Annotated in this window: 28 protein-coding genes; 25 read left to right on the forward strand and 3 right to left on the reverse strand. The window is 40.9% G+C overall.

The window, feature by feature from the left end; all coding sequences use genetic code 11:
• Positions 1–14: 14 nt before the first annotated feature.
• From DZB84_RS09590 to DZB84_RS09600, 3 genes are read left to right on the forward strand one after another with little or no spacing between them, the layout of a single operon-like run.
• Complete coding sequence (locus DZB84_RS09590; protein ID WP_116352033.1) at positions 15–212, forward strand: PLD nuclease N-terminal domain-containing protein; 198 nt, start codon at positions 15–17, stop codon at positions 210–212.
• Position 213: 1 nt separating this feature from the next.
• Positions 214–1,125: an ABC transporter ATP-binding protein gene (locus tag DZB84_RS09595; protein ID WP_116352034.1), complete on the forward strand. Its 912-nt coding sequence runs from the start codon at positions 214–216 to the stop codon at positions 1,123–1,125.
• A complete protein-coding gene (locus DZB84_RS09600; protein WP_116352035.1) occupies positions 1,122–1,901 on the forward strand; it encodes an ABC transporter permease in 780 nt (259 codons plus the stop codon). The genes DZB84_RS09595 and DZB84_RS09600 overlap by 4 nt, the downstream gene beginning before the upstream one ends.
• A gap of 32 nt (positions 1,902–1,933) precedes the next feature.
• Here DZB84_RS09600 and DZB84_RS09605 read toward each other — a convergent pair whose 3' ends face one another.
• Positions 1,934–2,299, reverse strand: coding sequence for a cupredoxin domain-containing protein (locus tag DZB84_RS09605; RefSeq protein ID WP_116352036.1), 366 nt, complete (start codon positions 2,297–2,299; stop codon positions 1,934–1,936).
• Between the two features lie 382 nt (positions 2,300–2,681).
• Here DZB84_RS09605 and DZB84_RS09610 point away from each other — a divergent pair, with 382 nt between their 5' ends.
• Positions 2,682–5,123 (forward strand): S8 family serine peptidase, encoded by a 2,442-nt coding sequence (locus DZB84_RS09610; RefSeq protein WP_116352037.1) that lies wholly within the window; start codon positions 2,682–2,684, stop codon positions 5,121–5,123.
• 46 nt (positions 5,124–5,169) lie between these two features.
• On the opposite strand, the gene DZB84_RS09615 is transcribed toward DZB84_RS09610, so the two are convergent.
• Positions 5,170–5,619 carry an Lrp/AsnC family transcriptional regulator gene (locus DZB84_RS09615; protein ID WP_116352038.1) on the reverse strand — a complete coding sequence of 150 codons (450 nt, stop codon included), beginning with the start codon at positions 5,617–5,619 and terminating at the stop codon, positions 5,170–5,172.
• A 269-nt stretch (positions 5,620–5,888) separates the two neighbouring features.
• Here DZB84_RS09615 and ggt point away from each other — a divergent pair, with 269 nt between their 5' ends.
• The 18 genes from ggt (at position 5,889) to DZB84_RS09705 (ending at position 21,802) form a co-directional block, all read left to right on the forward strand.
• On the forward strand, positions 5,889–7,499 hold the full coding sequence (ggt, locus tag DZB84_RS09620) for a gamma-glutamyltransferase (RefSeq protein ID WP_116352039.1): 1,611 nt from the start codon (positions 5,889–5,891) through the stop codon (positions 7,497–7,499).
• A gap of 24 nt (positions 7,500–7,523) precedes the next feature.
• On the forward strand, positions 7,524–8,099 hold the full coding sequence (locus tag DZB84_RS09625) for a chromate transporter (RefSeq protein ID WP_116352040.1): 576 nt from the start codon (positions 7,524–7,526) through the stop codon (positions 8,097–8,099).
• Positions 8,096–8,626, forward strand: coding sequence for a chromate transporter (locus DZB84_RS09630; protein ID WP_116352041.1), 531 nt, complete (start codon positions 8,096–8,098; stop codon positions 8,624–8,626). The genes DZB84_RS09625 and DZB84_RS09630 overlap by 4 nt, the downstream gene beginning before the upstream one ends.
• 10 nt (positions 8,627–8,636) lie before the next feature.
• Complete coding sequence (gene pcp / locus DZB84_RS09635) at positions 8,637–9,242, forward strand: pyroglutamyl-peptidase I (RefSeq protein WP_116352042.1); 606 nt, start codon at positions 8,637–8,639, stop codon at positions 9,240–9,242.
• A gap of 118 nt (positions 9,243–9,360) precedes the next feature.
• Positions 9,361–9,912 (forward strand): chromate transporter, encoded by a 552-nt coding sequence (locus DZB84_RS09640; protein WP_116352043.1) that lies wholly within the window; start codon positions 9,361–9,363, stop codon positions 9,910–9,912.
• A complete protein-coding gene (locus DZB84_RS09645) occupies positions 9,909–10,436 on the forward strand; it encodes a chromate transporter (RefSeq protein ID WP_116352044.1) in 528 nt (175 codons plus the stop codon). The genes DZB84_RS09640 and DZB84_RS09645 overlap by 4 nt, the downstream gene beginning before the upstream one ends.
• 615 nt (positions 10,437–11,051) lie before the next feature.
• Positions 11,052–11,231 carry a hypothetical protein gene (locus tag DZB84_RS09650; RefSeq protein ID WP_116352045.1) on the forward strand — a complete coding sequence of 60 codons (180 nt, stop codon included), beginning with the start codon at positions 11,052–11,054 and terminating at the stop codon, positions 11,229–11,231.
• A 93-nt stretch (positions 11,232–11,324) separates the two neighbouring features.
• Positions 11,325–11,627 (forward strand): DUF4212 domain-containing protein, encoded by a 303-nt coding sequence (locus tag DZB84_RS09655; RefSeq protein ID WP_116352046.1) that lies wholly within the window; start codon positions 11,325–11,327, stop codon positions 11,625–11,627.
• 231 nt (positions 11,628–11,858) lie between these two features.
• Positions 11,859–13,517 carry a sodium:solute symporter family protein gene (locus tag DZB84_RS09660; RefSeq protein WP_116352047.1) on the forward strand — a complete coding sequence of 553 codons (1,659 nt, stop codon included), beginning with the start codon at positions 11,859–11,861 and terminating at the stop codon, positions 13,515–13,517.
• A 79-nt stretch (positions 13,518–13,596) separates the two neighbouring features.
• Positions 13,597–15,477, forward strand: a complete 1,881-nt coding sequence (locus tag DZB84_RS09665) for a DUF294 nucleotidyltransferase-like domain-containing protein (RefSeq protein ID WP_116352048.1) — start codon at positions 13,597–13,599, stop codon at positions 15,475–15,477.
• 14 nt (positions 15,478–15,491) lie between these two features.
• Positions 15,492–16,148, forward strand: a complete 657-nt coding sequence (locus DZB84_RS09670) for a 3'-5' exonuclease (RefSeq protein WP_223254402.1) — start codon at positions 15,492–15,494, stop codon at positions 16,146–16,148.
• A gap of 298 nt (positions 16,149–16,446) precedes the next feature.
• Positions 16,447–16,722 carry a sporulation transcriptional regulator SpoIIID gene (spoIIID, locus tag DZB84_RS09675; protein WP_010677153.1) on the forward strand — a complete coding sequence of 92 codons (276 nt, stop codon included), beginning with the start codon at positions 16,447–16,449 and terminating at the stop codon, positions 16,720–16,722.
• A 337-nt stretch (positions 16,723–17,059) separates the two neighbouring features.
• Positions 17,060–18,061 carry a rod shape-determining protein gene (gene mreB, locus DZB84_RS09680; RefSeq protein ID WP_116352050.1) on the forward strand — a complete coding sequence of 334 codons (1,002 nt, stop codon included), beginning with the start codon at positions 17,060–17,062 and terminating at the stop codon, positions 18,059–18,061.
• Between the two features lie 318 nt (positions 18,062–18,379).
• Positions 18,380–19,216 (forward strand): flagellar hook-basal body protein, encoded by an 837-nt coding sequence (locus DZB84_RS09685; protein WP_116352051.1) that lies wholly within the window; start codon positions 18,380–18,382, stop codon positions 19,214–19,216.
• Positions 19,217–19,291: 75 nt separating this feature from the next.
• On the forward strand, positions 19,292–20,134 hold the full coding sequence (locus DZB84_RS09690) for a flagellar hook-basal body protein (protein WP_116352052.1): 843 nt from the start codon (positions 19,292–19,294) through the stop codon (positions 20,132–20,134).
• A 77-nt stretch (positions 20,135–20,211) separates the two neighbouring features.
• Positions 20,212–20,508: a DNA-directed RNA polymerase subunit beta gene (locus DZB84_RS09695; protein ID WP_116352053.1), complete on the forward strand. Its 297-nt coding sequence runs from the start codon at positions 20,212–20,214 to the stop codon at positions 20,506–20,508.
• A 319-nt stretch (positions 20,509–20,827) separates the two neighbouring features.
• Entirely contained in the window at positions 20,828–21,262 is a 435-nt protein-coding gene (gene fabZ / locus DZB84_RS09700) for a 3-hydroxyacyl-ACP dehydratase FabZ (protein ID WP_116352054.1), read from the forward strand.
• A gap of 162 nt (positions 21,263–21,424) precedes the next feature.
• Positions 21,425–21,802, forward strand: a complete 378-nt coding sequence (locus DZB84_RS09705; protein WP_116352055.1) for a hypothetical protein — start codon at positions 21,425–21,427, stop codon at positions 21,800–21,802.
• Between the two features lie 39 nt (positions 21,803–21,841).
• Here DZB84_RS09705 and DZB84_RS09710 read toward each other — a convergent pair whose 3' ends face one another.
• Positions 21,842–22,279 carry a YwpF-like family protein gene (locus DZB84_RS09710; RefSeq protein ID WP_116352056.1) on the reverse strand — a complete coding sequence of 146 codons (438 nt, stop codon included), beginning with the start codon at positions 22,277–22,279 and terminating at the stop codon, positions 21,842–21,844.
• Positions 22,280–22,579: 300 nt separating this feature from the next.
• Between DZB84_RS09710 and ssb the strand changes: the two genes are divergently transcribed.
• The 3 genes from ssb (at position 22,580) to DZB84_RS09720 (ending at position 23,900) form a co-directional block, all read left to right on the forward strand.
• Complete coding sequence (gene ssb, locus DZB84_RS09715) at positions 22,580–22,921, forward strand: single-stranded DNA-binding protein (RefSeq protein WP_116352057.1); 342 nt, start codon at positions 22,580–22,582, stop codon at positions 22,919–22,921.
• Positions 22,922–22,956: 35 nt separating this feature from the next.
• Positions 22,957–23,127 carry a hypothetical protein gene (locus DZB84_RS24875; RefSeq protein ID WP_189655203.1) on the forward strand — a complete coding sequence of 57 codons (171 nt, stop codon included), beginning with the start codon at positions 22,957–22,959 and terminating at the stop codon, positions 23,125–23,127.
• A gap of 407 nt (positions 23,128–23,534) precedes the next feature.
• Positions 23,535–23,900: a GntR family transcriptional regulator gene (locus DZB84_RS09720; RefSeq protein ID WP_116352058.1), complete on the forward strand. Its 366-nt coding sequence runs from the start codon at positions 23,535–23,537 to the stop codon at positions 23,898–23,900.
• Position 23,901 lies beyond the last annotated feature (1 nt).

Raw genomic sequence — 23,901 nt, forward strand, 5'->3', positions numbered from 1 at the left:
GAACGTGATCCAGCATGACAGGGTTTGAAGATATTAACTGGGCGCTTATCGCACCGATTATTGTGATTCAATTAATTTTAATGGTGACAGCTTTAATTGACCTTGCAAGAAGTGAAGGAACGAATGGGCCAAAGATTTTATGGGTGTTTGTCATCATTTTAGTCAGCATGATTGGTCCTATTCTCTATTTTGTAATTGGAAGGAAGAGATAGGATGACGGAGACTCTAGTTTCAATCGAAAATATAGTAAAGCGGTTTGGGAAGGAGACAGCGGTGAATAATCTTTCTTTTGAGATTAAAAAAGGGAGTTGCACCGCATTGCTTGGGCCAAATGGAGCGGGAAAAACAACAACACTCAGGATGCTAGCAGGACTCCTTCACCCGACCTCGGGAAAAGTTTCATTTGATGGTATGGAAAATGGCGACAATCGAAAATACATTGGCTATCTGCCACAACACCCGGTTTTTTACAACTGGATGTCAGCAAGTGAATTTTTAGTATATGTCGGACAGCTTGCACATTTATCAAAAAAAGAATCCCAGCAAAAAGCGGAAGAATTACTAGAATTGGTAGGACTCTCTGACGCAAAGAAAAAGAAAATTGGTGGATTTTCGGGCGGAATGAAACAGCGCTTAGGAATTGCACAAGCGATGATTCATGAACCAAAGCTTGTCATGCTTGATGAACCTGTGTCCGCGCTAGACCCTGTCGGTCGCCGTGAGGTCATTGAAATGATGCGAGAATTGAAAAAGAAAACAACGATTCTCTTCTCTACACACGTATTGCATGACGCAGAAGAGGTTTGTGATGATATTGTCATTATTCGTAAAGGTGAATTGGCATTAAGCGATTCGTTGGCAGGTCTACGAAAAAAGCACCAGCATGATGTGATCGTTATCGAAGCCGAAATAGATATCTCGGACTGGGCGAACGGCTTAACAGCGATTGAGTCGGTTCATGAAGTGAGCGTAGAGCGGACGACGGCCACAATTGTGGTAACACAGCTTGATACAGCGCGAAATGCTATTTTACAAGATATCTTGATTAAAAATATACCAGTTTCCACGTTTAAAATTGGGCAATCGTCGCTCGAGGATGTATTTATGAAGGTGGTGAAGTCATGAGGCAATGGGTAGTGTTGTTTAAAAAAGAATGGATTGAGATGACGCGGAATTTTAAAATTCTGTGGATTCCACTCGTGTTTATTTTATTAGGAATCATGCAACCGGTCACCTCGTATTATTTGCCGGAAATTATAAAAGCAGCGGGTGAACTGCCAGAGGGGTCGGTTTTTGAAATTCCAATCCCATCGCCTCAAGAGGTCATCGTGCAAACCTTTGGGCAGTACACTCAAATCGGAATACTTGTGTTAGTGCTTGCGTTCATGGGAATTGTAGCGGCTGAAAAGAATAGCGGCGTGTCCGATATCATTCTCGTAAAACCCGTTTCGTTTGCCAATTACATTACAGCAAAATGGGTCAGTATCGTTTTAATGACAGTAGGTTCATTTTTATTAGGAATCTTAGTGTCTTGGTATTATACCGGAGTTTTGATTGGCGATATTGGATTCGGGGAATTAATGAAGGGCTCACTAGTCTATGGAACTTGGCTTGTGTTCCTTGTGACGGTCACACTTCTATTAAGCTCACTGTTTAAAAGCAATTTAATTGTAGCTTTTGTCTCGTTATTAGTAGCGATTGGGCTGTCAGCCGTTACATCCTTATTATCGAAATGGATGACATGGAGCCCGGCAAGACTTTCAACACACGCAAGCAAGCTTCTATTAACAGGTAGCCCAGACAAACATTTTGCTCTGTCATTAACGATATCTATTCTTTTTATTGTAATTCTGCTAATCAGTTCAATCTATCTTTTCGCAAAAAAAGAACGGGCAGCATAATGAAACGGGGCATGGCCAATTGGCCATGCCTGTTATTTTACAATGACTTGTCCCGTCATTCCTTCCTTGGAATGGTACCGACATATCAGTTCATATGTACCGGGCGTTTTTGGTCCCACAGTAACAATTTTAATTTGTTTTGGTTTCAATTCATAGTCAATTCCGAGCTTTTCTACTGTGAAGGTGTGTTCCTTAACTCCGTTGTTTTTCAAGACCAACACGAACGGTTTTCCTTGAGGTAATGTGATGGCTTTCGGGTTAAAGTAATCATCGTTTATTTCGACCTCAAATTTTGCCATCGGCTCCAATGGTTGTGTTTCGGCAAATACACCCATCGCGCCAACTAAAAACAACGCAAGTATAACACTCAAGCTTGTTAACCTCTTAATCGCAGACATTTGCATCCCTCCTTTCTCCTATTAGCTTCTTCTAAGTCATAAAATATTATCACTACAAGTTATCCTTAATATGAAAAAACAACGCTACAATGCTCCAATCTAACCCATTCATATGCAATCTTACGTATTTCCATAGTCATGTATTTTCAAGTATTGACTCATATCTACAAACCTCGAGTAAATACGAAGTTATTTTCGAATTAAGTCTGATCGTATCGGATTTATTGTCAGAATAATGAGGACAATTACCCAAGGACAAAGGAGGGAATCCGTAGAATCTCTTAGTATTGGTAAAAGTCCTGCAAAAAATAAAGGAGGAGGGATTGGTTTTATAAGAGAAAGGACTTGCCCATAGTATGTTTAGGGAGATGAAGCTTAGGTCATGGGTAAAAAACGAACACTTACATTTTTATTTATTCTATTAGTCTTTTTATTAACATTTTCTTCATTTGGAATGGGAGCATTCGCACAAATAAACAACGAAAAATCCTCTGCTCCGAAACAACTAGCAGAACTATATGGCAACATAGATCTGAAATCCTCAAATTCTACAACCGTAATAGTGGAACTTACCGAAGCATCGATTGTCGAAGCAAAACAGACTGGAAAATCTCAAACAAAAGCAAATCTAGCAAAAGAGCGTCAGAAGGTAAAAGACGCAGTGAAACAAGCGGCAAAATCTAGTAAAGTGAACCGCGAGTACGATTATGTATTCTCTGGGTTCTCTGTCGAATTAAAAGCAAATGAAGTTCCGGCATTACTTGCAGTGCCTGGGGTAAAAGCGGTATATCCTGATGTGGAATATACGATTACAGAGGATACTGGTGAAACCATTTCGCAAGAGGCGTTCAGTCCTCAAATGGCTGCGAGTGCTCCATTTATAGGCGCTAATGACGCTTGGGATGCGGGTTTTACAGGGAAAGGCATTACAGTAGCAGTAATTGATACAGGTGCTGATTATACTCATCCTGACTTAAAACACGCATTTGGAGACTACAAAGGCTGGGATTTCGTAGACAATGATGATGATCCACAGGAAACACCAGCTGGCGACCCACGTGGAGCAAAAACAGATCATGGTACTCACGTATCTGGCACAGTAGCCGCAAATGGTGGTATTAAGGGTGTAGCTCCAGAAGCCGCACTTTTAGCTTACCGTGTATTAGGCCCTGGTGGTAGCGGGACATCTGCGAATGTTATCGCTGGAATCGAGAAAGCCGTTCAAGATGGGGCAGACGTAATGAATCTTTCATTAGGTAACTCATTAAACGACCCTGATTATGCAACAAGCATTGCCTTAGATTGGGCGATGGCAGAAGGTGTTGTCGCGGTTACTTCAAATGGGAACGCTGGACCTGCAAATTGGACAGTTGGATCACCAGGTACATCGCGTGATGCCATTTCTGTAGGGGCTACACAGCTTCCGTTTAATGTGTATAATGCGTCTATTTCAACAACGGCGGGTGTTGAATATCCGTCTGCGAAGGTGCAAGGATTCCCGAGTGATGATGAGTTACTCGCTTTGAGTGGAAAAGAATTTGAGTTTGTACATGTAGGATTTGGTTCACCAGAGGAGTTTGCTGGAAAAGATTTAAATGGTAAAATCGCGTTAATTAGCCGTGGAGCAGGAATTGCATTCGTTGACAAAGCAACTGCTGCTAAGGAAGCGGGTGCAGTGGGTGCGATTATTTATAACAATGTTGCCGGGGAAACTCCTGATGTTGCTGGCATGGCTGTTCCGACGATTAAAACAACGTTAGAGGACGGGAACAAGCTATTAGACGAGCTTGCAAAAGGAAATAACAAAGTAAGCTTTAATATCGAATTCTCACACGGTGTAGGTGAAACGATGGCTGACTTCTCCTCACGTGGTCCAGTAAACCAAACATGGATGATAAAGCCTGATGTATCAGCACCTGGGGTAAACATTACAAGTACCATCCCAGGTGGTTATGGTGCGAAGCAAGGAACAAGTATGGCATCTCCGCATGTTGCAGGTGCAGCTGCACTGATTTTACAAGCACATCCTGATTGGAATGTAGAAGATGTAAAAGCAGCGTTAATGAATACTGCAGTTGAATTAAAAGATGCGAGTGGAAAAGTATACCCACACAACACGCAAGGTGCTGGAAGTATCCGTCCGTTAGATGCAATCAACACAAACACACTTGCAGCCCCAGGTAGCTATTCATTTGGTGTGTTCGATAAGGACAAAGGAAAACAAGTTGAAAAGCAACATTTTACTCTGAAGAATCTTTCGAATGAACGAAAATCATATAGCTTTGACGTTTCATTCGCTGGAAACCCTACAGGCATTAAGGTGACGACAAGCAACAACCTAAAAGTAAATGCAGGTCAATCACAAAAGGTAAATCTAAATGTTCAGGTGGATGCTGGAAAGCTTGACCAAGGATACTATGAAGGAACGATTACAATTAGCGATGGAGAGCAAACATTCGATGTGCCGACAATCCTATTTGTAAAGGAGCCAGATTATCCTCGTGCTGAAGCGGCATTTGTTACAATTGATGATAACGGCAACCTAACTCAGGTTGGAGGCTTTTTCCCTAGTGGGGCAGAGGAAGTAGAATTCTTTGTGTATTTATCAAATTCAGCTGGTCAGGCACTTGGTTATTTGGGTGACATTGCTGTTTATGAAAACGTTCCGGCAGGATATCAATATTTTGATTGGGATGGAACAATCACTCTTGCAGCAAATGGTCAAAAACTCAAATTACCAAAAGGCAACTATTACAACGTCTATGCTTATGCAACATACAAGGGTCAAAGTGACCTTGCGGGAACAAACTTCCTATACAAATAAGGATGAAAAATGGTGTCAGGCTCATTTGCCTTGACACCATTTTTGTTTATAGCTTCAACCCTGTTCGACTCTTAAATCTTCTTAATAAAATATGACTCTCCACTCTTGTGATTCCGTCCAAACTATAGAGCTCTTCATTAATAAATTTTTCAAGCTTGGCAAAATCCTCAACAAGGACGTGCATATGCAGGGTGCTTGGTCCTGTCATTTGATAACAGCTTGCGACACTTGGGTTGTTCGCGAGTGTCTCCGCGACCCTTACAAGTGAAGCGGGTTCACACTCCACTTCGAAAAAGGCAGACACTCCTTTACCCACTTTTTCAGAATTAATCACGACTGAAAATTTTTCAATGATGCCTTTTTCAATCAATTGATTGACGCGTTCGCGAATCGACACCCTTGAAAGACCTAGTTCTTTTCCAATATCCACATAGGACATTCTCCCATTTATGGTTAACAACTCAAGAATTTTTTTATCCGTTTCATCGATTTTCATTGAATCCCCACTTTTCAACGGTTTACTTGCTTACATTTATTTTACCATCGGTTGAAACAACACACAGCAACAAATTGGACATGCTTACGTTTTGGTGTATGTCGATAATCCACTTCTTCGCAGTTTTACTTATTTCGTTAAAATTATAGAATATATTTTAAATTTCAATTATAATCATAATTATAAACAAAAAATTCCGTTTGTTAATCAATTTTCGAAAAATAACTAACAATTGTCAAAATGGGGTACATAGAAGGGGGATTTTAAAAATGAACTTAGATTATTTGAATTACCCGTATGCTTCACAACGAATGGCGACTTTCGCGAAAAATGGGATGGTGGCAACGTCCCAGCCATTAGCGGCCCAAGCAGGGTTAGATATTCTAAAAAAGGGCGGAAATGCAATTGATGCAGCCATCGCAACAGCTGCAACCTTAACTGTTGTTGAGCCGACCTCGAATGGAATAGGTGGGGACGCCTTTGCACTTGTATGGGTGAAGGGTGAGTTGCATGGTCTAAACGCAAGCGGACCAGCGCCAAAAAGCATTTCAATTGATGCGGTGAAAGCAAAAGGTCACGAAGAAGTGCCAACATTTGGCTTATTACCAGTAACAGTGCCTGGTGTTCCTTCCGCATGGGCAGAGTTGTCTCGACGTTTCGGAAAGCTTCCTTTAACCGAAGTTTTAAAGCCTGCAATTCAATATGCGGAGGAAGGCTATCCATTATCACCTGTTCTAGCGAAATACTGGAAGGGTGCCTATAAAAAATACAAAGAAATATTTACAACACCAGAATATAAAAGCTGGTTTGATACATTTGCACCTGAAGGTCGTGCACCTGAAATTGGAGAGGTGTGGAGATCGGAGGGCCATGCAAATACTCTTCGTTCCATTGCAGAAACCAATGCGGAGAGCTTTTATACAGGCGAGCTAGCAGATAAAATCGATGCTTTCTTCAAGGAACATGGGGGCTTCCTTTCAAAAGAGGATCTAGCAGACTATAAGCCTGAGTGGGTGCAGCCAATTTCGGTAAACTACCGTGGCTATGATGTATGGGAGATTCCACCAAACGGTCAAGGAATTGTTGCGTTAATGGCGCTTAATATCCTGAACGGTTTTGACATAAAGGAAAAAGAATCGGTTGAAACCTACCATAAACAAATTGAAGCTATGAAACTCGCATTTTCAGACGGCAAAAAATATGTGACAGACCCTGAAAAAATGTCAGTGACGGCAGCGCAGTTGTTATCTGAAGAATTCGCTGCACAAAGACGAAGCCTGATTGGTGAAGAGGCACTAACACCAGAACCAGGAACACCACCACGTGGAGGCACTGTCTATTTAGCGGCTGCTGACTCGGAAGGAAACATGATTTCCTATATTCAAAGTAACTACATGGGCTTTGGCTCTGGAATCGTGATTCCGGGAACAGGAATTGCCTTGCAAAACCGTGGCCATGATTTTTCATTAGACCCTGCACATGAAAATGCATTGGAACCAGGCAAAAAGACGTACCACACGATCATCCCTGGATTTTTAACAAAGGATGGGGAAGCGGTCGGTCCATTTGGAGTTATGGGTGGATACATGCAGCCACAAGGTCATGCGCAGGTGATTATGAATACGATTGATTTCCATTTGAATCCGCAGGCAGCACTTGACTCGCCAAGATGGCAATGGATTGAAGGTAAAAAAATAGTGGTGGAACCGAACTTCCCAACGCATGTTGCGCAAGCACTGGCGAGACGAGGTCACCAAATTCAGGTAGCTCTTGATGGCGGCAGCTTTGGTCGCGGTCAAATTATCTGGAGGGACCCGAGAACGGGCGTCCTTGCAGGAGGTACGGAAGCGAGAACAGATGGTAGTATTGCATCTTGGTAACCAAAACAGAAATGAGATGATTGTATGAAATACCTTAATCTATTTATCGCCTTTTTTCGTTCGGGGATATTGGGATATGGAGGCGGCCCGTCTTCCATTCCTCTCGTTCATAAAGAGGTCGTTGGAACCTTCAAATGGATGAATGATGATGAATTTTCAGATGTACTCGCACTTGCAAATACATTACCGGGACCGATTAATACGAAAATGGCAGGCTATATTGGCTATCGTGTAGCAGGAATCCTAGGTCTCTTGACAGCATTATTTGCAACGATGGTTCCGACGATTATACTCATGATTCTTCTATTAACCTTTTTATCGTCAATCAAGGATCAGCCTTGGGTGCACGGGATGGTAAAGGCGGTAATCCCTGTCGTCTGTGTCATGATGGCAACATTAACTTGGGACTTTTTAAAAAAGTCAAAGGATTCTTTAGGCTGGAAGGTTGCTGTAGGAATCGTTGTCGTAAGCTTTATATTAATTGAGTTTGTGGGAATTCACCCGGGCATCATCATTGGGGTACTTCTTGTTGCTGCAATCGTTAAGAGAGACAAAGCAAAAGAAGTCGAGCAAACAATAGAAAAGGGTGTTGGCATGTGATTTATTGGCAAATTTTCTTAGCCTTTTTTATACCTGGCATTGTTGGATATGGTGGGGGACCATCATCCATTCCTCTTGTTGAAAATGAGGTTGTTGGACGTTATGGTTGGTTAACCGTTTCCGAATTCAGTGAAGTGCTCGCTCTCGGAAATTCCTTGCCCGGCCCAATCGCAACAAAAATGGCAGGCTATATTGGGTATGAAGTAGCGGGAATACCAGGTTCAATTATTGCAGTCTTTGCGACTGTAGCTCCTTCTCTCATTTTGATGATTGTTTTACTGGGCTTTTTATACAAACATAAAGATTCGCCAAAGGTAAAACGCATGTCCAGCTATGTTCGCCCAGCGATTGCAGTTTTACTAGGTACTTTAACCATCAGCTTTTTTACAACATCGTATGCGGATGCGGGCTGGCTACAAACCATTATCATCATAGTGGTAAGTTTTGTATTAATGGAAAAACTGAAGGTTCACCCCGCCTATGTCATCATTGGGGCACTCGGATATGGCGCGTTTTTTCTAGCATAAAGAGGTGTAAATAATGAAACTTTTATTAACAGGATTTGTTCCTTTTTTAGATAATCCCATCAATCCAACAGAGGAAATCGTAAGAGCTTTGGAAGGGCAAACCATCGGTGGATATGAAATTATAGGAAGAATTTTACCAGTGGATTTTGCAGAATCAGCTAAACAATGTATCGAACATATCAATGAGGTAAAACCGGATGTTGTGATTTCATTAGGGCTTGCTGCAGGAAGAAATAAAGTCACGCCTGAGCGAATTGCAATCAACTGTCGTGATGGGGCTGCGGATAACAGCGGCGTGAAATTGCAGGATGCACCGATTGAAGAGGAGGGCCCTGCGGGTTATTTTTCGACATTGCCAATTCGAGAGTTTGTCAATGCGTCGGTTGAAAAAGGATACCCTGCCACAATCTCAAACACAGCAGGGACCTATCTTTGCAACAATGTGATGTACTCGGTGTTGCATAAAATCGAGCAGGAGAATCTTGAGATGCGTGCGGGCTTTATTCATATTCCAGCTTCACATGAACTTGCACTTAAGAAAAATGGCATCCCAAGCTGGTCATTAGCGGATCTAACTGCTTCGATTCGTGCGATGATTGAGGTGCTAGGGGAGTAAAATTGTATTAACGGCTGTTACACAAATAGCTGTTTGAATACAAGACCAATATTTGAAAACACTAAGAGGGAGCCTAATTCGAGGCTTGCTCTTTTTTATTTACGAAAGGACTTATAACATGAAGCAATTTCATATTTTTATTGCGTTTTTTAAAGTTGGTTTACTTGGCTATGGAGGCGGTCCGTCCTCCATTCCACTTGTCCATAAGGAAGCAGTAGAGCGTTACAAATGGCTAAATGATGATGATTTTGGCGATATCCTTGCCCTTGGGAATACGTTGCCCGGCCCAATTGCAACGAAAATGGCAGGCTATATTGGCTATCGTGTTGGCGGCTGGCTTGGGATGATCAATGCCGTTTTGGCAACCTCAGTCCCGACAATCGTATTAATGATTATTTTACTTACTTCATTGACCTCCTTTAAAAATCTTGCCTGGGTACAGGGGATGACAAAGGCTGTGTTGGCTGTAGTTGGGGTTATGCTAGCCCAATTAACCTGGGAATTCTTCATCAATGCTAAAAAGGGACTGGGTTGGACAATGGTCATCCTATTAGGGGTGGTAAGTGTGCTGGTGTTGGATGTGTTCGGCGTGCATCCCGGTATTTTAGTTGGTGCCTTACTTGTACTTGCTTTGGTGAAAAAGGATAAGCAGGAGGAGAAACAAACATGATATACGTGCAGCTTTTTATTGCTTTTTTTATTCCTGGGATCCTCGGCTATGGAGGCGGTCCTGCCTCCATTCCTCTTGTTGAAAATGAAGTAGTCCATCGTTATCACTGGATGTCAGTTCATGAGTTTAGTGAAGTGATTGCGATTGGGAACGCGTTACCGGGTCCGATTGCAACGAAAATGGCCGGGTATATCGGGTTTCAACAGGCAGGTGTGTTGGGCGCGACAGTTGCCATATTTGCTACAGTTGCTCCATCACTCATTTTAATGATCGGCTTGCTAAGCATTTTGAAAAAGTTTAAGCACTCTCCGAAAGTAAAGCGGATGACGAACTATATCCGGCCAACAATTGCTGTTCTTTTGGGAGCAATGGCGTATCGCTTTTTTCAGGAATCATATGAGGATGCCGGGTTGGTCCATAGTATTATTTTAGTGGTGCTCAGTTTTTTGTTGCTTGAAAAATGGAAGGTTCACCCCGCGTATGTGATTGTCGGGTCGCTTGTATATGGGGCGGTATTGTTATAGATGGTTTTAAAAAGGAGACCAGCTTAACCTGAAAGTGCTTCGGAAAAGGCTATTATGCTACTGCCTTTTCTTGATATTTCCAAATGACAGTACAAAAAGGAGATTTATATAATAGTATTTTCCAGAAGGTCCCAAAGGCGTGGTCATAAAAGTGCTTTATATCAGGGTTTTTCCTCATATTTCCAAAAGTGTAGACATAACACGCTTTTATCTCTTATTTTTTTCCAGTATAACCCAAATCTACGGTCATAAAGGTGTTTTAAGCGAAGGGATTTTCCTTAATAACCCAAAAGTCTACTAATATCATAACTATAAATCGAGTATCTTCCGATATAATCCAAAAGTGAGCTTTTAAAAAGTCATTATGTTACTGCTTTTTCAAGTAAACCCCAAAACTAATTCGTAAGATTACAACCTCTCTGAGCAGGTCTCACAATGTCCTTCTTTCCCCAAAAATTCGCCAAAATCTTTTCTTGACGAGCCCTGGAAATAAATTGATAATATAAATATTAGTAATTTTCGTAATATTATAAAATGTACATAGTAAATATAGAAAGTGTAATCGTCCATTATATGATATTTTTGACAACGCTTTCAAATTAAGGGGTGTTATCTATGATCTTATATTTAATGCTAATAATTGTTGGATTTAGCCTTTTTATGGCGTTTAAGCGGAAGCGCCCCCTCTTTTTACTTCTGCCGTTTGTGTCCATCTTTGCGTATTTTGTCTTTGAAATCATCCGTTTTCCCGCACCACTAGGGGAAACGCTCCGTTTTATTTTTGATCTAGGCTAATAACCCAGTACATACCCTAAAGGAGGTGATATAAAAGACAATACGGATTACCGAAAGTTTACATCAATTTTATTTTTATGGAGGTGCTAGTAGTTGAAAAAAGTTGATAAGAAAATTGCCGATGGATACTTTAGGGAGAAAACGAGAAATATTATTATCTATCTCATTATCGGTTTTCTTGTTTCATTTGGAGTGGTCCTATTTGCAAAGCCACTTTCCACGTTTTCAGTAAATGGATTGCCATTCCATTACTTCATGGGAGCACAGGGTGCAGTTGTTACTTTTATCATTATTCTATTTGTTAATGCGAAGGTAAGCGATAAAATTGACCAAAAATACGGCATCGACGAAGAGAAAAATGAGCAAATCAGCTCTGGAAAAGTACTTGATCATTAAAAATCTATCCTATCAAACAATCATACTCACGAAAAACTAGTTCTACGTAACAGAAATAACCCCTACTTCTAAGACGTGCCTTGATGAAAAAGCAAGTCTCAGCTTAGCAAACATTTTATCTCACACAATTTGACTCAAATCCTACAACAATTACACAAAACGATAGAAAAAAGAGACAGGTTTTCCTACAAATAAGTAGTACCTATATTTGAACCCAAAGGGGGAGGAAATTTGGATACACAATTTCTGGTCTCATTAATCATTATTTTAGCGTCTTTTGCACTTTATATCGGGATCGCCATTTTTAACCGGGTAAATGCGACGTCGGACTTTTATGTAGCAGGACGTGGTGTCCCTCCGATTTATAATGGAATGGCAATCGGAGCAGACTGGATGAGTGCAGCGTCGTTCATCGGGATGGCGGGAACGATTATGGCTCTTGGATATGGCGGTTTGGCCTATATCATGGGATGGACAGGTGGATATTTATTATTAACCTTCCTCCTTGCACCGCAGCTTCGAAAATATGGCCGCTACACAGTACCTGAGTTTATCGGGGACCGTTTTGATAGCCATACAGCTCGAATTGTCGCGGCAATCTGTACCATCATCATTTCGTTTACGTACTCCATTGGTCAGTTATCTGGTTCTGGTGTTGTAATCGGGCGTCTATTTGAAATTGATGCTGGAATCGGAACAATGATTGGGGTAGTGCTAATTGCCTTCTACGCTGCGATGGGTGGAATGAAGGGGATCACTTGGACACAGGTCGCTCAATATATCGTGTTAATTGTTGCGTACTTGATTCCAGTTATTTTTATCTCCTTACAATTAACAAGCAATCCGTTGCCGTGGTTATCGTATGGAAAAGTTGTTGCAGAAATTGGAGAGCTTGATCGCCAGTTGGGCTTCACAGAATACTTTGCACCGTTTGCAACAGGTTCTGAGTGGCAGTTCCTTGCGTTAATGTTCACATTAATGTGTGGTACGGCTGGATTGCCTCACGTTATTGTACGATTCTATACGGTTTCGACAATGAAGGCAGCTCGATGGTCAGGTGCTTGGGCACTTTTATTCATTGGATTATTATACTTATCAGCTCCTGCGTATGCAGCATTCTCACGTTTCATTCTGATGACTAAGGTTGCTGGTCAAAAAATGACGGAACTTCCTCATTGGACGCAAAGCTGGATTGACACGGGTCTATTAAAGCTTGCGGATACAAATGGTGACGGGATTTTACAATGGCAGGAAATGACAATCGCCAATGACATCGTTGTTATGGCAACCCCGGAAATCGCAAATCTGGGAGTGTTTGTTATTGGACTAATGGCAGCTGGTGCAATGGCGGCAGCATTATCGACGGCTGGCGGATTAATGATTGCACTTTCTTCTTCATTTGCGCATGACATTTACTATCGTGTCTTAAAGCCTGAGGCAACTGAAAAAAATCGCTTGAATGTGGCACGCTGGTCAATTGTTGTTGCCACACTGATTGCAGGATTAGTTGCGTTAAACCCACCTGGAGCAATCACACAAATTGTAGCGTGGGCCTTTGCGATTGCTTCTAGTACGTTCTTCCCAGCACTCGTTCTCGGAGTGTGGTGGAAGCGTTCGAATGCGAAGGGTGTTATATCAGGTATGCTTATCGGATTGGTCGTCGTGTTATCGTATATTTTTGCAGCAAAATACGGTGGATTCACAGTCCTCGGCATTATTGATACAGGTGCGGGAATCTTTGGGGCAGCAGCAGGTTTCTTAGGAAACATTATTGTTTCTCTCATGACCGAGGCACCATCACAAGCAAAACAAGACGAGGTAGTCGATATGCGTTACCCAGAGCAAATGGTTTACAAGGATGGCGAGGTTTGGCTTAAAGAGGATGCTTAAAAGTAAATCTGACTCACGAAAAAAATTTCAACGGTTCTATGCGATTTTTGCATAGGACCGTTTTAAAAGAGGGGAAAACATGGAACAGATCTATGAATGGGTGAAGGAGCATCCTTTGTTTAAAGGATGGTCGAAGACGGATGTCTTTGAGTTTCTCTCCTTATGTCAGCAAAAAACATTTAAGCAGTCAGATCTATTGTTTCATGGCAATGAGCAGCGGGAGGGAATACTTCTGCTGCTTTCTGGCGTTGCGGAAGTGTTTGTGGGACCTAATGATAATCGTGAGGTTCTTGAAATCATAAAGCCTGGGGAATTAATTGGGCTATCAAGTATTGCAGATTTAATCGGGGGTCCAAAGCGCGACATGGAATACCGAGTTGGTGTCATAGCAACAGAGGCTGGACAATGTTTGTTCATCCACAATCGTGTCATTCAAAAACGCCTCCACGACCCCAATTTTCACCATTATCTTTTCACTCAACTTGCGATTCGTTTGAAAGAAATCTATAACTCGTTAGCCGAGCAGGTGATGATTACAAGAAAAGCAAAAGATAGTGGATCCCTCGTCCGAAGGGTCCAGGATGTCATGACGACTTCACTCGTCACTGTTGATCAAAGCACAGTCTGCAGTACCGTTGCACAACAAATGACGGAGCGCCGAACGAGCTCTGTTCTTGTTGTTGAAAATAAAAGACTTCTTGGAATTATTACAGAGCGAGACCTTGTTTCACGAGTCATTTATGAAAGGAAAAATGGAAACACAAATGCTTCCGAATTTATGACGAAAAGTCCCATGACGATTTCGAAGTACGCCTATTGTTATGAAGCACTCTCAACCTTCATTTTACATGGTGTGAAGCATTTGCCTGTCATTGAAGAAAATGAGGTAGTGGGGATTATTACGTTATCAGATGTGTTGCGACAAAATACAGATAGCATGATGAGAACGATTAAGACAATCGAGATGGCTACACATGAAACTCTACCAACTGTAAAAACCGCAATTTATGATGTAGTTGGTGCCCTTTTACAAGACGGTGTTCCGATTTTTAAAGTATTAGATAGTATCACAAAACTGTTTGACCGCCTCGTAAAACGATGTATTGAGCTGGCAATTGAAAGATTATCCAATAGTGAAGGTCTGCTGCCGCCAACCAAGTTCTGTTTTTACCAAATGGGAAGCGCCGGTCGTGCAGAACAGTTTTTGTTAACAGACCAGGATCACTTTCTTGTCTTCGAAAACAGTTCACTAGAGGTGAACGACTATTTTTCAAAATTAGGAGATGAGATTGTAAGTTTATTAGAAACAGCAGGGTACGCACGCTGTCTTGGGGATATGATGGCGAGTAATCCCAATTGGCGAGGTTCAGTAGAAACTTGGATGTGGCGAGTTCAGAGTTGGATCAGCCAGGCAACAAATCAAAATATGCTACTTGCACAGAATTTCCTTTCCTACCGTTTTTTATACGGGGATGAAGAATTAAACCTTGAATTTGAAACCCAACTGTTTAAAAAAATGAAGCATGCCAAAATTTTTTTGTTCCGTCTTCATGAACAGGAACATCAAATACCTTCCTTGGAACAACCCATTCGTGCCTTGTTTAAATTAGATCGTAAGCAGTTAGATATTAAAAAGGAAATCTTATTTCCTTACCACCATAGTTTGCAAGTTCTATCTTTGGAATATGGCATCATCTCAGGAACACCATTTCAGCGGATTGATAGATTAGTAGAGAAAAAGGCGTTTAGTGCAAGTTTTGGAAGAGATGTGAAGGCTGCTGTGTCAGATGTGATGCGTTTTTATGTGAACCACAGGTGGCATCAATTTAAAAATAAGGAGAATCTCACATCTATTCTTCATTTTTCACATTTAACAACAAAGGAAAAGGAAGAACTGATTTTGAGCGTAAAAATAGTAAAGGAGATGCAAACTCTAGTAAATGCCCATTTTCAAATATGAGAGGAGTCGGATCTGTGATATTTGGTAAAAAGCCACTTTGTCCTCAAATTCATAAGGAAATTCCGTTATCGACTCCAATTGATGAGATTAGATTTACAGTTTTTGATACTGAGACAACTGGATTTCAGGTGGCAGCTGTTGATCGATTAATTGAAATTGCAGCTGTTCAAGTGGACGGATTGAAGGTTTGTGAGGAAGTAAAATTCCATACATATGTGAATCCAAACCGACAAATTTCTCAGGAAATAATCGAATTGACGGGAATAACGGATGATATGGTCGAAAATGCACCGACCGCAATTGAAGGAATTACAAATCTTTTTAAATTTATAAAGGAGAATAACAGCAACTGCCTGATTGGCCATTATGTATTGTTTGATATTGTCACTTTAAAAAGTGAACTGAAGCGCGAGAAATACAGCCTACAACGGGTGCCGACGATTGATACACTGGATTTGATTGGTGTTATTTCCCCATCCTATGATATGCGAGATTTACAAAGATACGCGCAGAACTTTGGAACACGCATCTATGAAAGACATACGGCCACTGGTGACGCTTTAACAACTGCTTATTTATTCGTTGAACTCCTCCAACATTTTAAAGATCGGGGGAAACGAACCTGGGGAGACCTTCTTCAGGCGACCGAAAATCAGACACGGATTTTCTGAGAAACATGGGTTGTCCAGGGTTCAATACAACCTGTCCAAGGAGAAAAAAACAGCGATTTTCAAAAATATTTTGATAAAAGCCTTGTCCCTCTTGACTTTTATAGCATAATCCCTCAACCAAGCTAATAAAATGTTACAAACCTAACAAAGAGAGTGTTTGAGGTGAGGGGGCGTATACCGTCTTCAAAGATCTAGCAATTCATATGACGAATATTATCCAAACAAGACAATTTCTTCGTTGAAGCAATAACGCGTCTCATTTCACACTTCTCACATCCACATAGGGAGGGCGAGTAGTGTGCACGATTACATCAAAGAACGAACTATCAAGATTGGAAAGTATATCGTGGAGACAAGAAAAACAGTTCGCGTCATTGCGAAAGAATTTGGCGTTTCCAAAAGTACTGTCCATAAAGATTTAACCGAAAGGCTACCTGAAATCAATCCCGAACTAGCAAATGAAGTAAAAGAAATCTTGGATTACCATAAATCAATAAGGCATTTACGGGGTGGGGAAGCGACAAAACTAAAGTACAAAAAAGAGGAAGAATTACAAGAAGAGCCAGTAAAATAAGATGAAAGGGACTTTCTTCCTATATCTAACTACAGCGCCTAGGCCATCAAGATTACAAGCAAGTCCATCAAAAAGGTCAATGAGCAACCTTCTCGGTGGGACGTCTTGTGCTTGTCGGTGCTTGCACAGGATGTGCTGACGTTGACGTTTTCCACGGGACTTGGCAGGTTTTAGTCGACGTTCCATCCAAGGCGCTTTCACCTTAAAGTTAGCATTATACGACATTTTCCTACAAAAAAATTACAAAAAGTCTATTATATATGGCAAATTGTGATACAATACAACATAGGAAAATATGTGCATTTGTGAATCAAATGCAAGGAGGAAAGTTACCCAAATGTTAGCTAGGGATATCGGTATTGATCTTGGAACTGCGAACGTACTTATACATGTTAAAGGAAAAGGTATTGTATTGAATGAGCCTTCAGTTGTGGCATTAGATAAAAACTCAGGTAAGGTTTTAGCTGTTGGTGAAGAAGCAAGACGCATGGTGGGTCGTACACCTGGAAATATTGTGGCGATTCGACCATTAAAAGATGGAGTTATTGCTGATTTTGACGTAACAGAAGCAATGCTTAAGCATTTTATTAATAAGTTAAATGTAAAAGGATTTCTTTCAAAACCAAGAATTTTAATTTGCTGCCCAACAAACATTACCTCTGTTGAGCAAAAAGCAATCAAAGAAGCTGCTGAAAAAAGCGGTGGGAAGAAAATTTATCTTGAGGAAGAACCGAAAGTGGCTGCAATTGGAGCTGGAATGGACATCTTCCAACCAAGCGGAAACATGGTCGTAGATATTGGCGGTGGTACAACAGATGTTGCTGTATTATCAATGGGCGATATCGTCACCGCCTCTTCCATTAAAATGGCTGGGGACACTTTTGATGCAGAAATCTTAAGCTATATTAAACGTGAGTACAAGCTATTAATCGGGGAAAGAACTGCTGAAAACATTAAAATTCAGGTTGCAACTGTATTCCCAGATTCACGTCATGAAGAAATCGATATTCGTGGACGTGACATGGTAACAGGATTACCACGTACACTAACGATCAAATCAGATGAAATCGAAAAAGCTCTACGTGAGCCGGTTTCTGCCATTGTACAAGCTGCGAAAAGTGTTCTTGAAAGAACACCACCAGAGCTTTCTGCGGACATCATCGACCGTGGCGTGATTTTAACGGGCGGTGGAGCATTGCTGCACGGAATCGATCAGCTTTTAGCGGAAGAATTACGTGTTCCAGTATTAATTGCTGAAAACCCAATGGAGTGTGTAGCTATTGGAACAGGCATTATGCTTGAAAACCTGGACAAGCTTCCACGTAGAAAATTAGTCTAAATACAGTAAATAGGACCTTTCCGAAATGGCAGGTCCTTTCCCACTTTTTCTTAAGAAATGCAAGTGTGGTAAATTTTACAGATGAAGAAATAGGGATTTCCTACTATAATAAAAATAATAAGTGCTCAAAAAGGAGGATGAAGAGGACCGAGAATTTCAAGGCGGTGCAGCTTTGAGTACCGGAGCGTATGTAGTTAATACGTGAGGAACGGAGAAGCAAGGCAACGCAGAAATTCGATGCGTCATATTCACCGGACTTTTTGACATTCCTTTAACTAGGTATATGTTCGGATATGTATATAAAAATGAGGTGAGACCATGTTACGTGGATTTTATTCTGCAGCAGCTGGAATGCTTGCGCAGCAGCGTCGTACAGAAATGCTTACGAACAATATTGCAAATGCCAACACACCTGGCTATAAAGTGGACCAAGGCTCTTTACGTGCGTTCCCAGAATTGCTCATGCAACGTCTTGAAGGTGTCCAAAGCCCGGCAAAAAACGGTGGCACTCTTCGTACTTCAAGCAGCATTGGTGGACTTAACACAGGTGTATACATGCAGGAAATGATTCCGCTGTTCAAGCAAGGTGATATCCGCGAAACTGGACTTGCGACAGATGTGGCGTTGGTAAATGGCAATCTACCGATCAATGAGGAAACCAATAAACCAGGTTCCTTGTTTTTCACGGTTCAAAATGCAAATGGTGATGTGCGCTATACTAGAAACGGAAACTTCACAGTTGATCCGGCAGGTTTTCTAACCACGAATGAAGGCTTCTATGTGCTTGATGAAAATGGAAATCGGATTGCACTTGAAGATGATCAGTTCGAAGTTACAGCAGATGGAAGTGTTCTTGTCGGCGGTTTGGCACAAACACGTTTAGGGGTAGCCTTCTCAGAAAATCCATTGAACTTGATTAAAGAAGGAAACGGGTTGTACCGGACAAATGATGGTGGCGGGCTACCGAATGCAGCGGCAAATCCTGAAGTGTCCTTTACGTTAAAACAGGGATTCCTTGAAGGTTCAAATGTCGATGTGACACAGGCGATGACAGAGATGATGACAGCATACCGTACGTTTGAGGCCAATCAAAAGGTACTTCAGGCGTATGATAAGAGTATGGACAAAGCGGTTAACGAGATTGGAAGATTATAAGAAAAGTATTATTGGCGATAAGGATAAGAAAAAGCGTTTGGTGTCTAGTAGAAATAAAATTTGGGGTGAAGATAAATGCGTTCGATGATTACAGCAACAAATACGATGAGTCAGCTGCAAAAACAGCTTGATACAATTGGGCATAATTTAGCTAATATAGATACGACCGGATATAAAAAACGTCAAGTCAACTTTAGTGAGCTATTATCCCAAGAATTCAATAATCAACCCGTTAACGCGCAAGATGAAGGTCGCTTAACCCCAAATGGTATTCGTGTAGGCGTTGGTGCACGACTGGGTCATACAAATATGATGATGACTCAAGGTGCAATCAAAACAACAGACCGTGATCTTGATATCGCGTTTACGAAGGAAAATCAGTTTTTACAAGTGATGGTGGATGAAAACGGCGTTCAGGTTCCACGCTTTACAAGAGAGGGTGCCCTTTATTTGTCTCCTGCAAATGATGGAACGAATCGTGTTGGCCTTGTGACAAGTGGTGGACATCCTGTTTTAGATCAAGATGGGGAGCCAATTGTGTTTGTTGACAATTTTAAGGAGATTAAAATTTCGACAAACGGGGAAATAACCGTTGTTCCAGAGGCAGGTGCGCCTCAAACATTTAATCTTTCCGTTGTGGAAGTAAAAAAACCACAGCTTTTACAAGCGGTTGGACAAAATCAATTTGCGTTACCGGACTTGGCGGAACTCGGGATCGCGGCAGATGATGTATTTGTTTCCCTTCAGGGAGCTTTGCGGGACCAAGTAAGTATGCAGCAAGGTGCACTTGAACAATCGAATGTTGATTTGACAACTGAAATGTCTGACTTGCTGTTAACCCAACGCTCCTATCAATTCAATGCAAAATCAATCTCCATCTCCGATCAAATGATGGGACTTGTAAATGGCATACGATAATTGAACAAAGTAGATACTATAAGGTAGGCAGACAATCGAGAAACTCGGCAACAACCTAAAGATAAGGGGTAATCTCAGTGACAAGTGAACTTAACAATACACAAGTAAAATCGCGCGAAGACTTTCGAAAGGCGCGTGACGAAGAAAAGAATACGGATAAAGAGCCGAAAAAGAAGCGTGAAGGTAAACTTCGAATTCGCTTAATTCCAATTTGGATACGACTTTTGCTTGTCGTTGTTCTTTTTGCAGCCAGCGTCATGATTGGTGTGGTTGTAGGTTATGGAGTCATTGGAGATGGTGATCCGAGCGATGCCTTGAAAAAAGAAACATGGCAGCATATCGTGGACCTTGTCAATAAAGATGCTGAAAAATAAGGGGGCATAAGCCTTCTTTTTTTATGTCTAAACATGGAGCCTTTTGAAGGCTTTGCAGATGAGGTTTACAACTTACCACAATACTTGTATTATAATAGGCATTAAAAGCTAACTTTATTCAGTAAAAGTCATTAACTTCAACTGAACAGGTTAGAGCCGCAGATTTTTGAAGGAAGTTATTCTACCTTAGGATCTAAGACTAAGAACGCCACTTCCTGTGGCAACGTCTTTGTGACCCACATCACGTGGGCCTAAAATCTGGGCACAAATATGCCAAGGTGTATTTGATGAAGATACATAAGGGAGGAAATGGTTAAATATGTACGATATCAATGAAATAAAAGAAATTATTCCACATCGCTATCCGTTTTTATTGGTTGATCGAATTCTTGAACTGGAAGAAGGAAAACGTGCGCTTGGTATTAAAAATGTAACGGCAAATGAGGAGTTTTTTAATGGGCATTTTCCTGACTATCCAGTTATGCCTGGCGTATTAATCGTAGAAGCCTTGGCACAGGTTGGTGCAGTGGCAATGCTTAAAAAGGAAGAAAACAAAGGCAGACTTGCTTTCTTTGCGGGAATTGATAACTGCCGTTTTAAAAAGCAGGTAGTCCCTGGGGATCAACTTCGTCTAGAAGTGGAAATCACGCGTCTTCGAGGGTCAATCGGTAAAGGAAAAGGAATAGCAACCGTAGACGGCGAACTTGTTTGTGAAACAGAAATCATGTTTGCGTTAGGCGAAAAAACAGAATAAGTTTATTTTGAAAAAGCAGATGGGGGAACCCATCTGTTTTTTTTTATTCTCTTTTGATGAATTTGTAATTTCTTTGATACATTTTTACTCTTCGGGGAAAGCTAAGCGAAGACCAAGATGGTCACAACAATACTTAAAAGAAAGCAGAAAGGAGAATGTGCAATGAACAACAAATGGTTCTTAAAGCTAATCGGGTCGCTCCTTGCCGTGTTTTTAATAACAGGCTGTAACAATGATGACCAAAATCCCCCACCTGAGGATGATGGACTAGAAACACCTGGCGAGGATTTAAATGATAATAATAATAACAACATGGATAATAATGACCTCGATAACAATGTGACTCCAGAGGAAGACGTTGTACCTGACAACAATGGTATGAACAACGGAGACCAAGACGTTGTTGAAGATGAGAATAATGACGGCGATCTTGACATCAACAATGACGATGATGACAACGACAACAACAACGATCTGAGAGACGACGAAGTAAATCCTGGAGGAACAGGTGGAGCAGGCGGCGCTGGTAACGGTAAATAGTCAACACGATTGAAAAAGGCAGGATTTTGTCCTGCCTTTTTAACTTTGTATTGGCTTTTTCTTTTCTTGAAGGCGGTTTTTGAATTCGGCAAGTAGCCCTTCACCTTGTAGGCCTTGTTGAATAAGGTCGGTCAGAACAATCTCGGCCATGTTGAGTCGACTTGGAACTAAATTTCCCTCCAAAAGAACACTTACGCTATTGTCCATTTCTTTGATGATTTTAACTTCACCCATTAAAGAGGCAGGATCATTAGATTTTTTGGAAATGGTGACCTGGAGATTCAGCTTTGTATCATTTTGTTTTGCCTTTTCGAAAATGGATTTATACGATTTTTCAATAAAAGCTTCCACAATCCAACTGTTTTCCCCGTCCTCTTGATTGATGATCAATCCATCAATCAACGGTATTTCCTCAATACGACTAGGTTGTTCATCCTGGTGAAGAACCATAAGCGAAACCAATCTAAACGTTTTCAATATCCTGACCTCCTTATATTTCGTTCGTACTATATCAGATAGTTAAATTATAGCATATTTACCTGTTTATTATATGGAGTAGACGTGGAAATGAACCAGAAGTTCTACCGTGAAAAAAATATGTAGAAATTTAGATAATGGTTCGTTACGAAAATTTCACGATAAAAAATATGGAAATTGTATGGTGAATTTCGAGTTTTGTAGAAAAAAGTCCTGGAATAATCCATTTTTCCTTATTTTACCTATGTCGAATCCTGAAGTATGATAGCCTTGTTAGATTTAACCAAGGAGGAAAAATACATGATTAATCAGGTGATTTTGGTAGGAAGATTGACCCGGGATCCGGACTTGCGTTACACCCAAGAAGGGAAAGCAATCGCTCATGTGACGCTTGCGGTTAGCCGGAATTTTAAGAATGCAGGAGGTGAAATTGACACCGATTTTGTGAACTGTACACTTTGGCGTAAGACAGCTGAAAATACGGCAAACTATTGTAAAAAGGGATCTATTCTAGGTGTAACAGGGCGAATCCAAACGCGTAACTATCAAAATAATGATGGAAAAAGGGTTTATGTAACGGAAGTGTTAGCAGATTCTGTGAAATTTCTAGGTGGAAAGCCAAGGGAACTCGTTGAAAATTAAGGTTCTTGATGCTGAGAACTTGGGAGGAAACGATAATGAAACAGGATGAAATCCAGTCTGTTAATGAAAAGCTAAATAAGCTTGCGATGGGAATTGCGCTACATCTGGAAACGTTACAGGGCCAAATCGGTGAACGGATGGATCAAATGGATCAAACCTATAATGAACGACTTTTACAAATTAATCGAATGTTAGAAGGGAAGTAGGTATCGTATGAAAAATGTAAAAAAGAAATTCAGAATATGAAAAATGTATGTAAACCCTCTATCCATGCACCTCGCAACAAGAAACCTCGGTTGCCTTTTCAAAAATGATTCCTCAAGAGATAGATGGATACTTCGGCCATTCCTCATTTTTGCCAATCATGGTCACAACATGGTTGGCTTTTTCATATTTAAAATACAGAACATTTGTTCTTGGTTGTCAATGGATATATTTAAAAAATTCATGTTGACAGGGGTAGTGTATTAATCATATAATACATTGTGTATTAACCTATTGATACACGGTGTATTTTTTTATCATAGCTGTATGATGCGTTTAATACAGTTTTTTTATAAGTGGTGTATGAACCCCTTGATACAGGGAGATGAAATTTTTAGGAGTTGGGTCTATGGATATCAAATTTAACAATCGAGATCCCGTATACGTGCAAGTCATTCAGTATTTCAAGGAGCAAATTGCAAAGGGCTTTTTTGAACCAGGTCAGGAGATCCCGTCAAGAAGGGAATTGGCGAATCGGTTGAAGATTAATCCGAATACGGCGCAGCGTGCGTATAAAGAAATGGAGGAACAAGGGTTGATTTTTACAGAAGGAAATTTACCAAGTCGCATTACGAAGGATGAACAGGTGTTGAAAATGGTTCGCGAGGAATTGATTTTGGATGCAGTATCTACCTTTATTCAATCAGTTCGGTCCATTAATGTACCTTTACCAGAAGTCTTACATCTCGTTGAAAAAGAGTACGAAAAGGAATAGG

Origin of the sequence: Bacillus sp. HNG, assembly GCF_003400205.1 — a bacterium.
GTDB lineage: Bacteria > Bacillota > Bacilli > Bacillales > Bacillaceae_L > Ferdinandcohnia.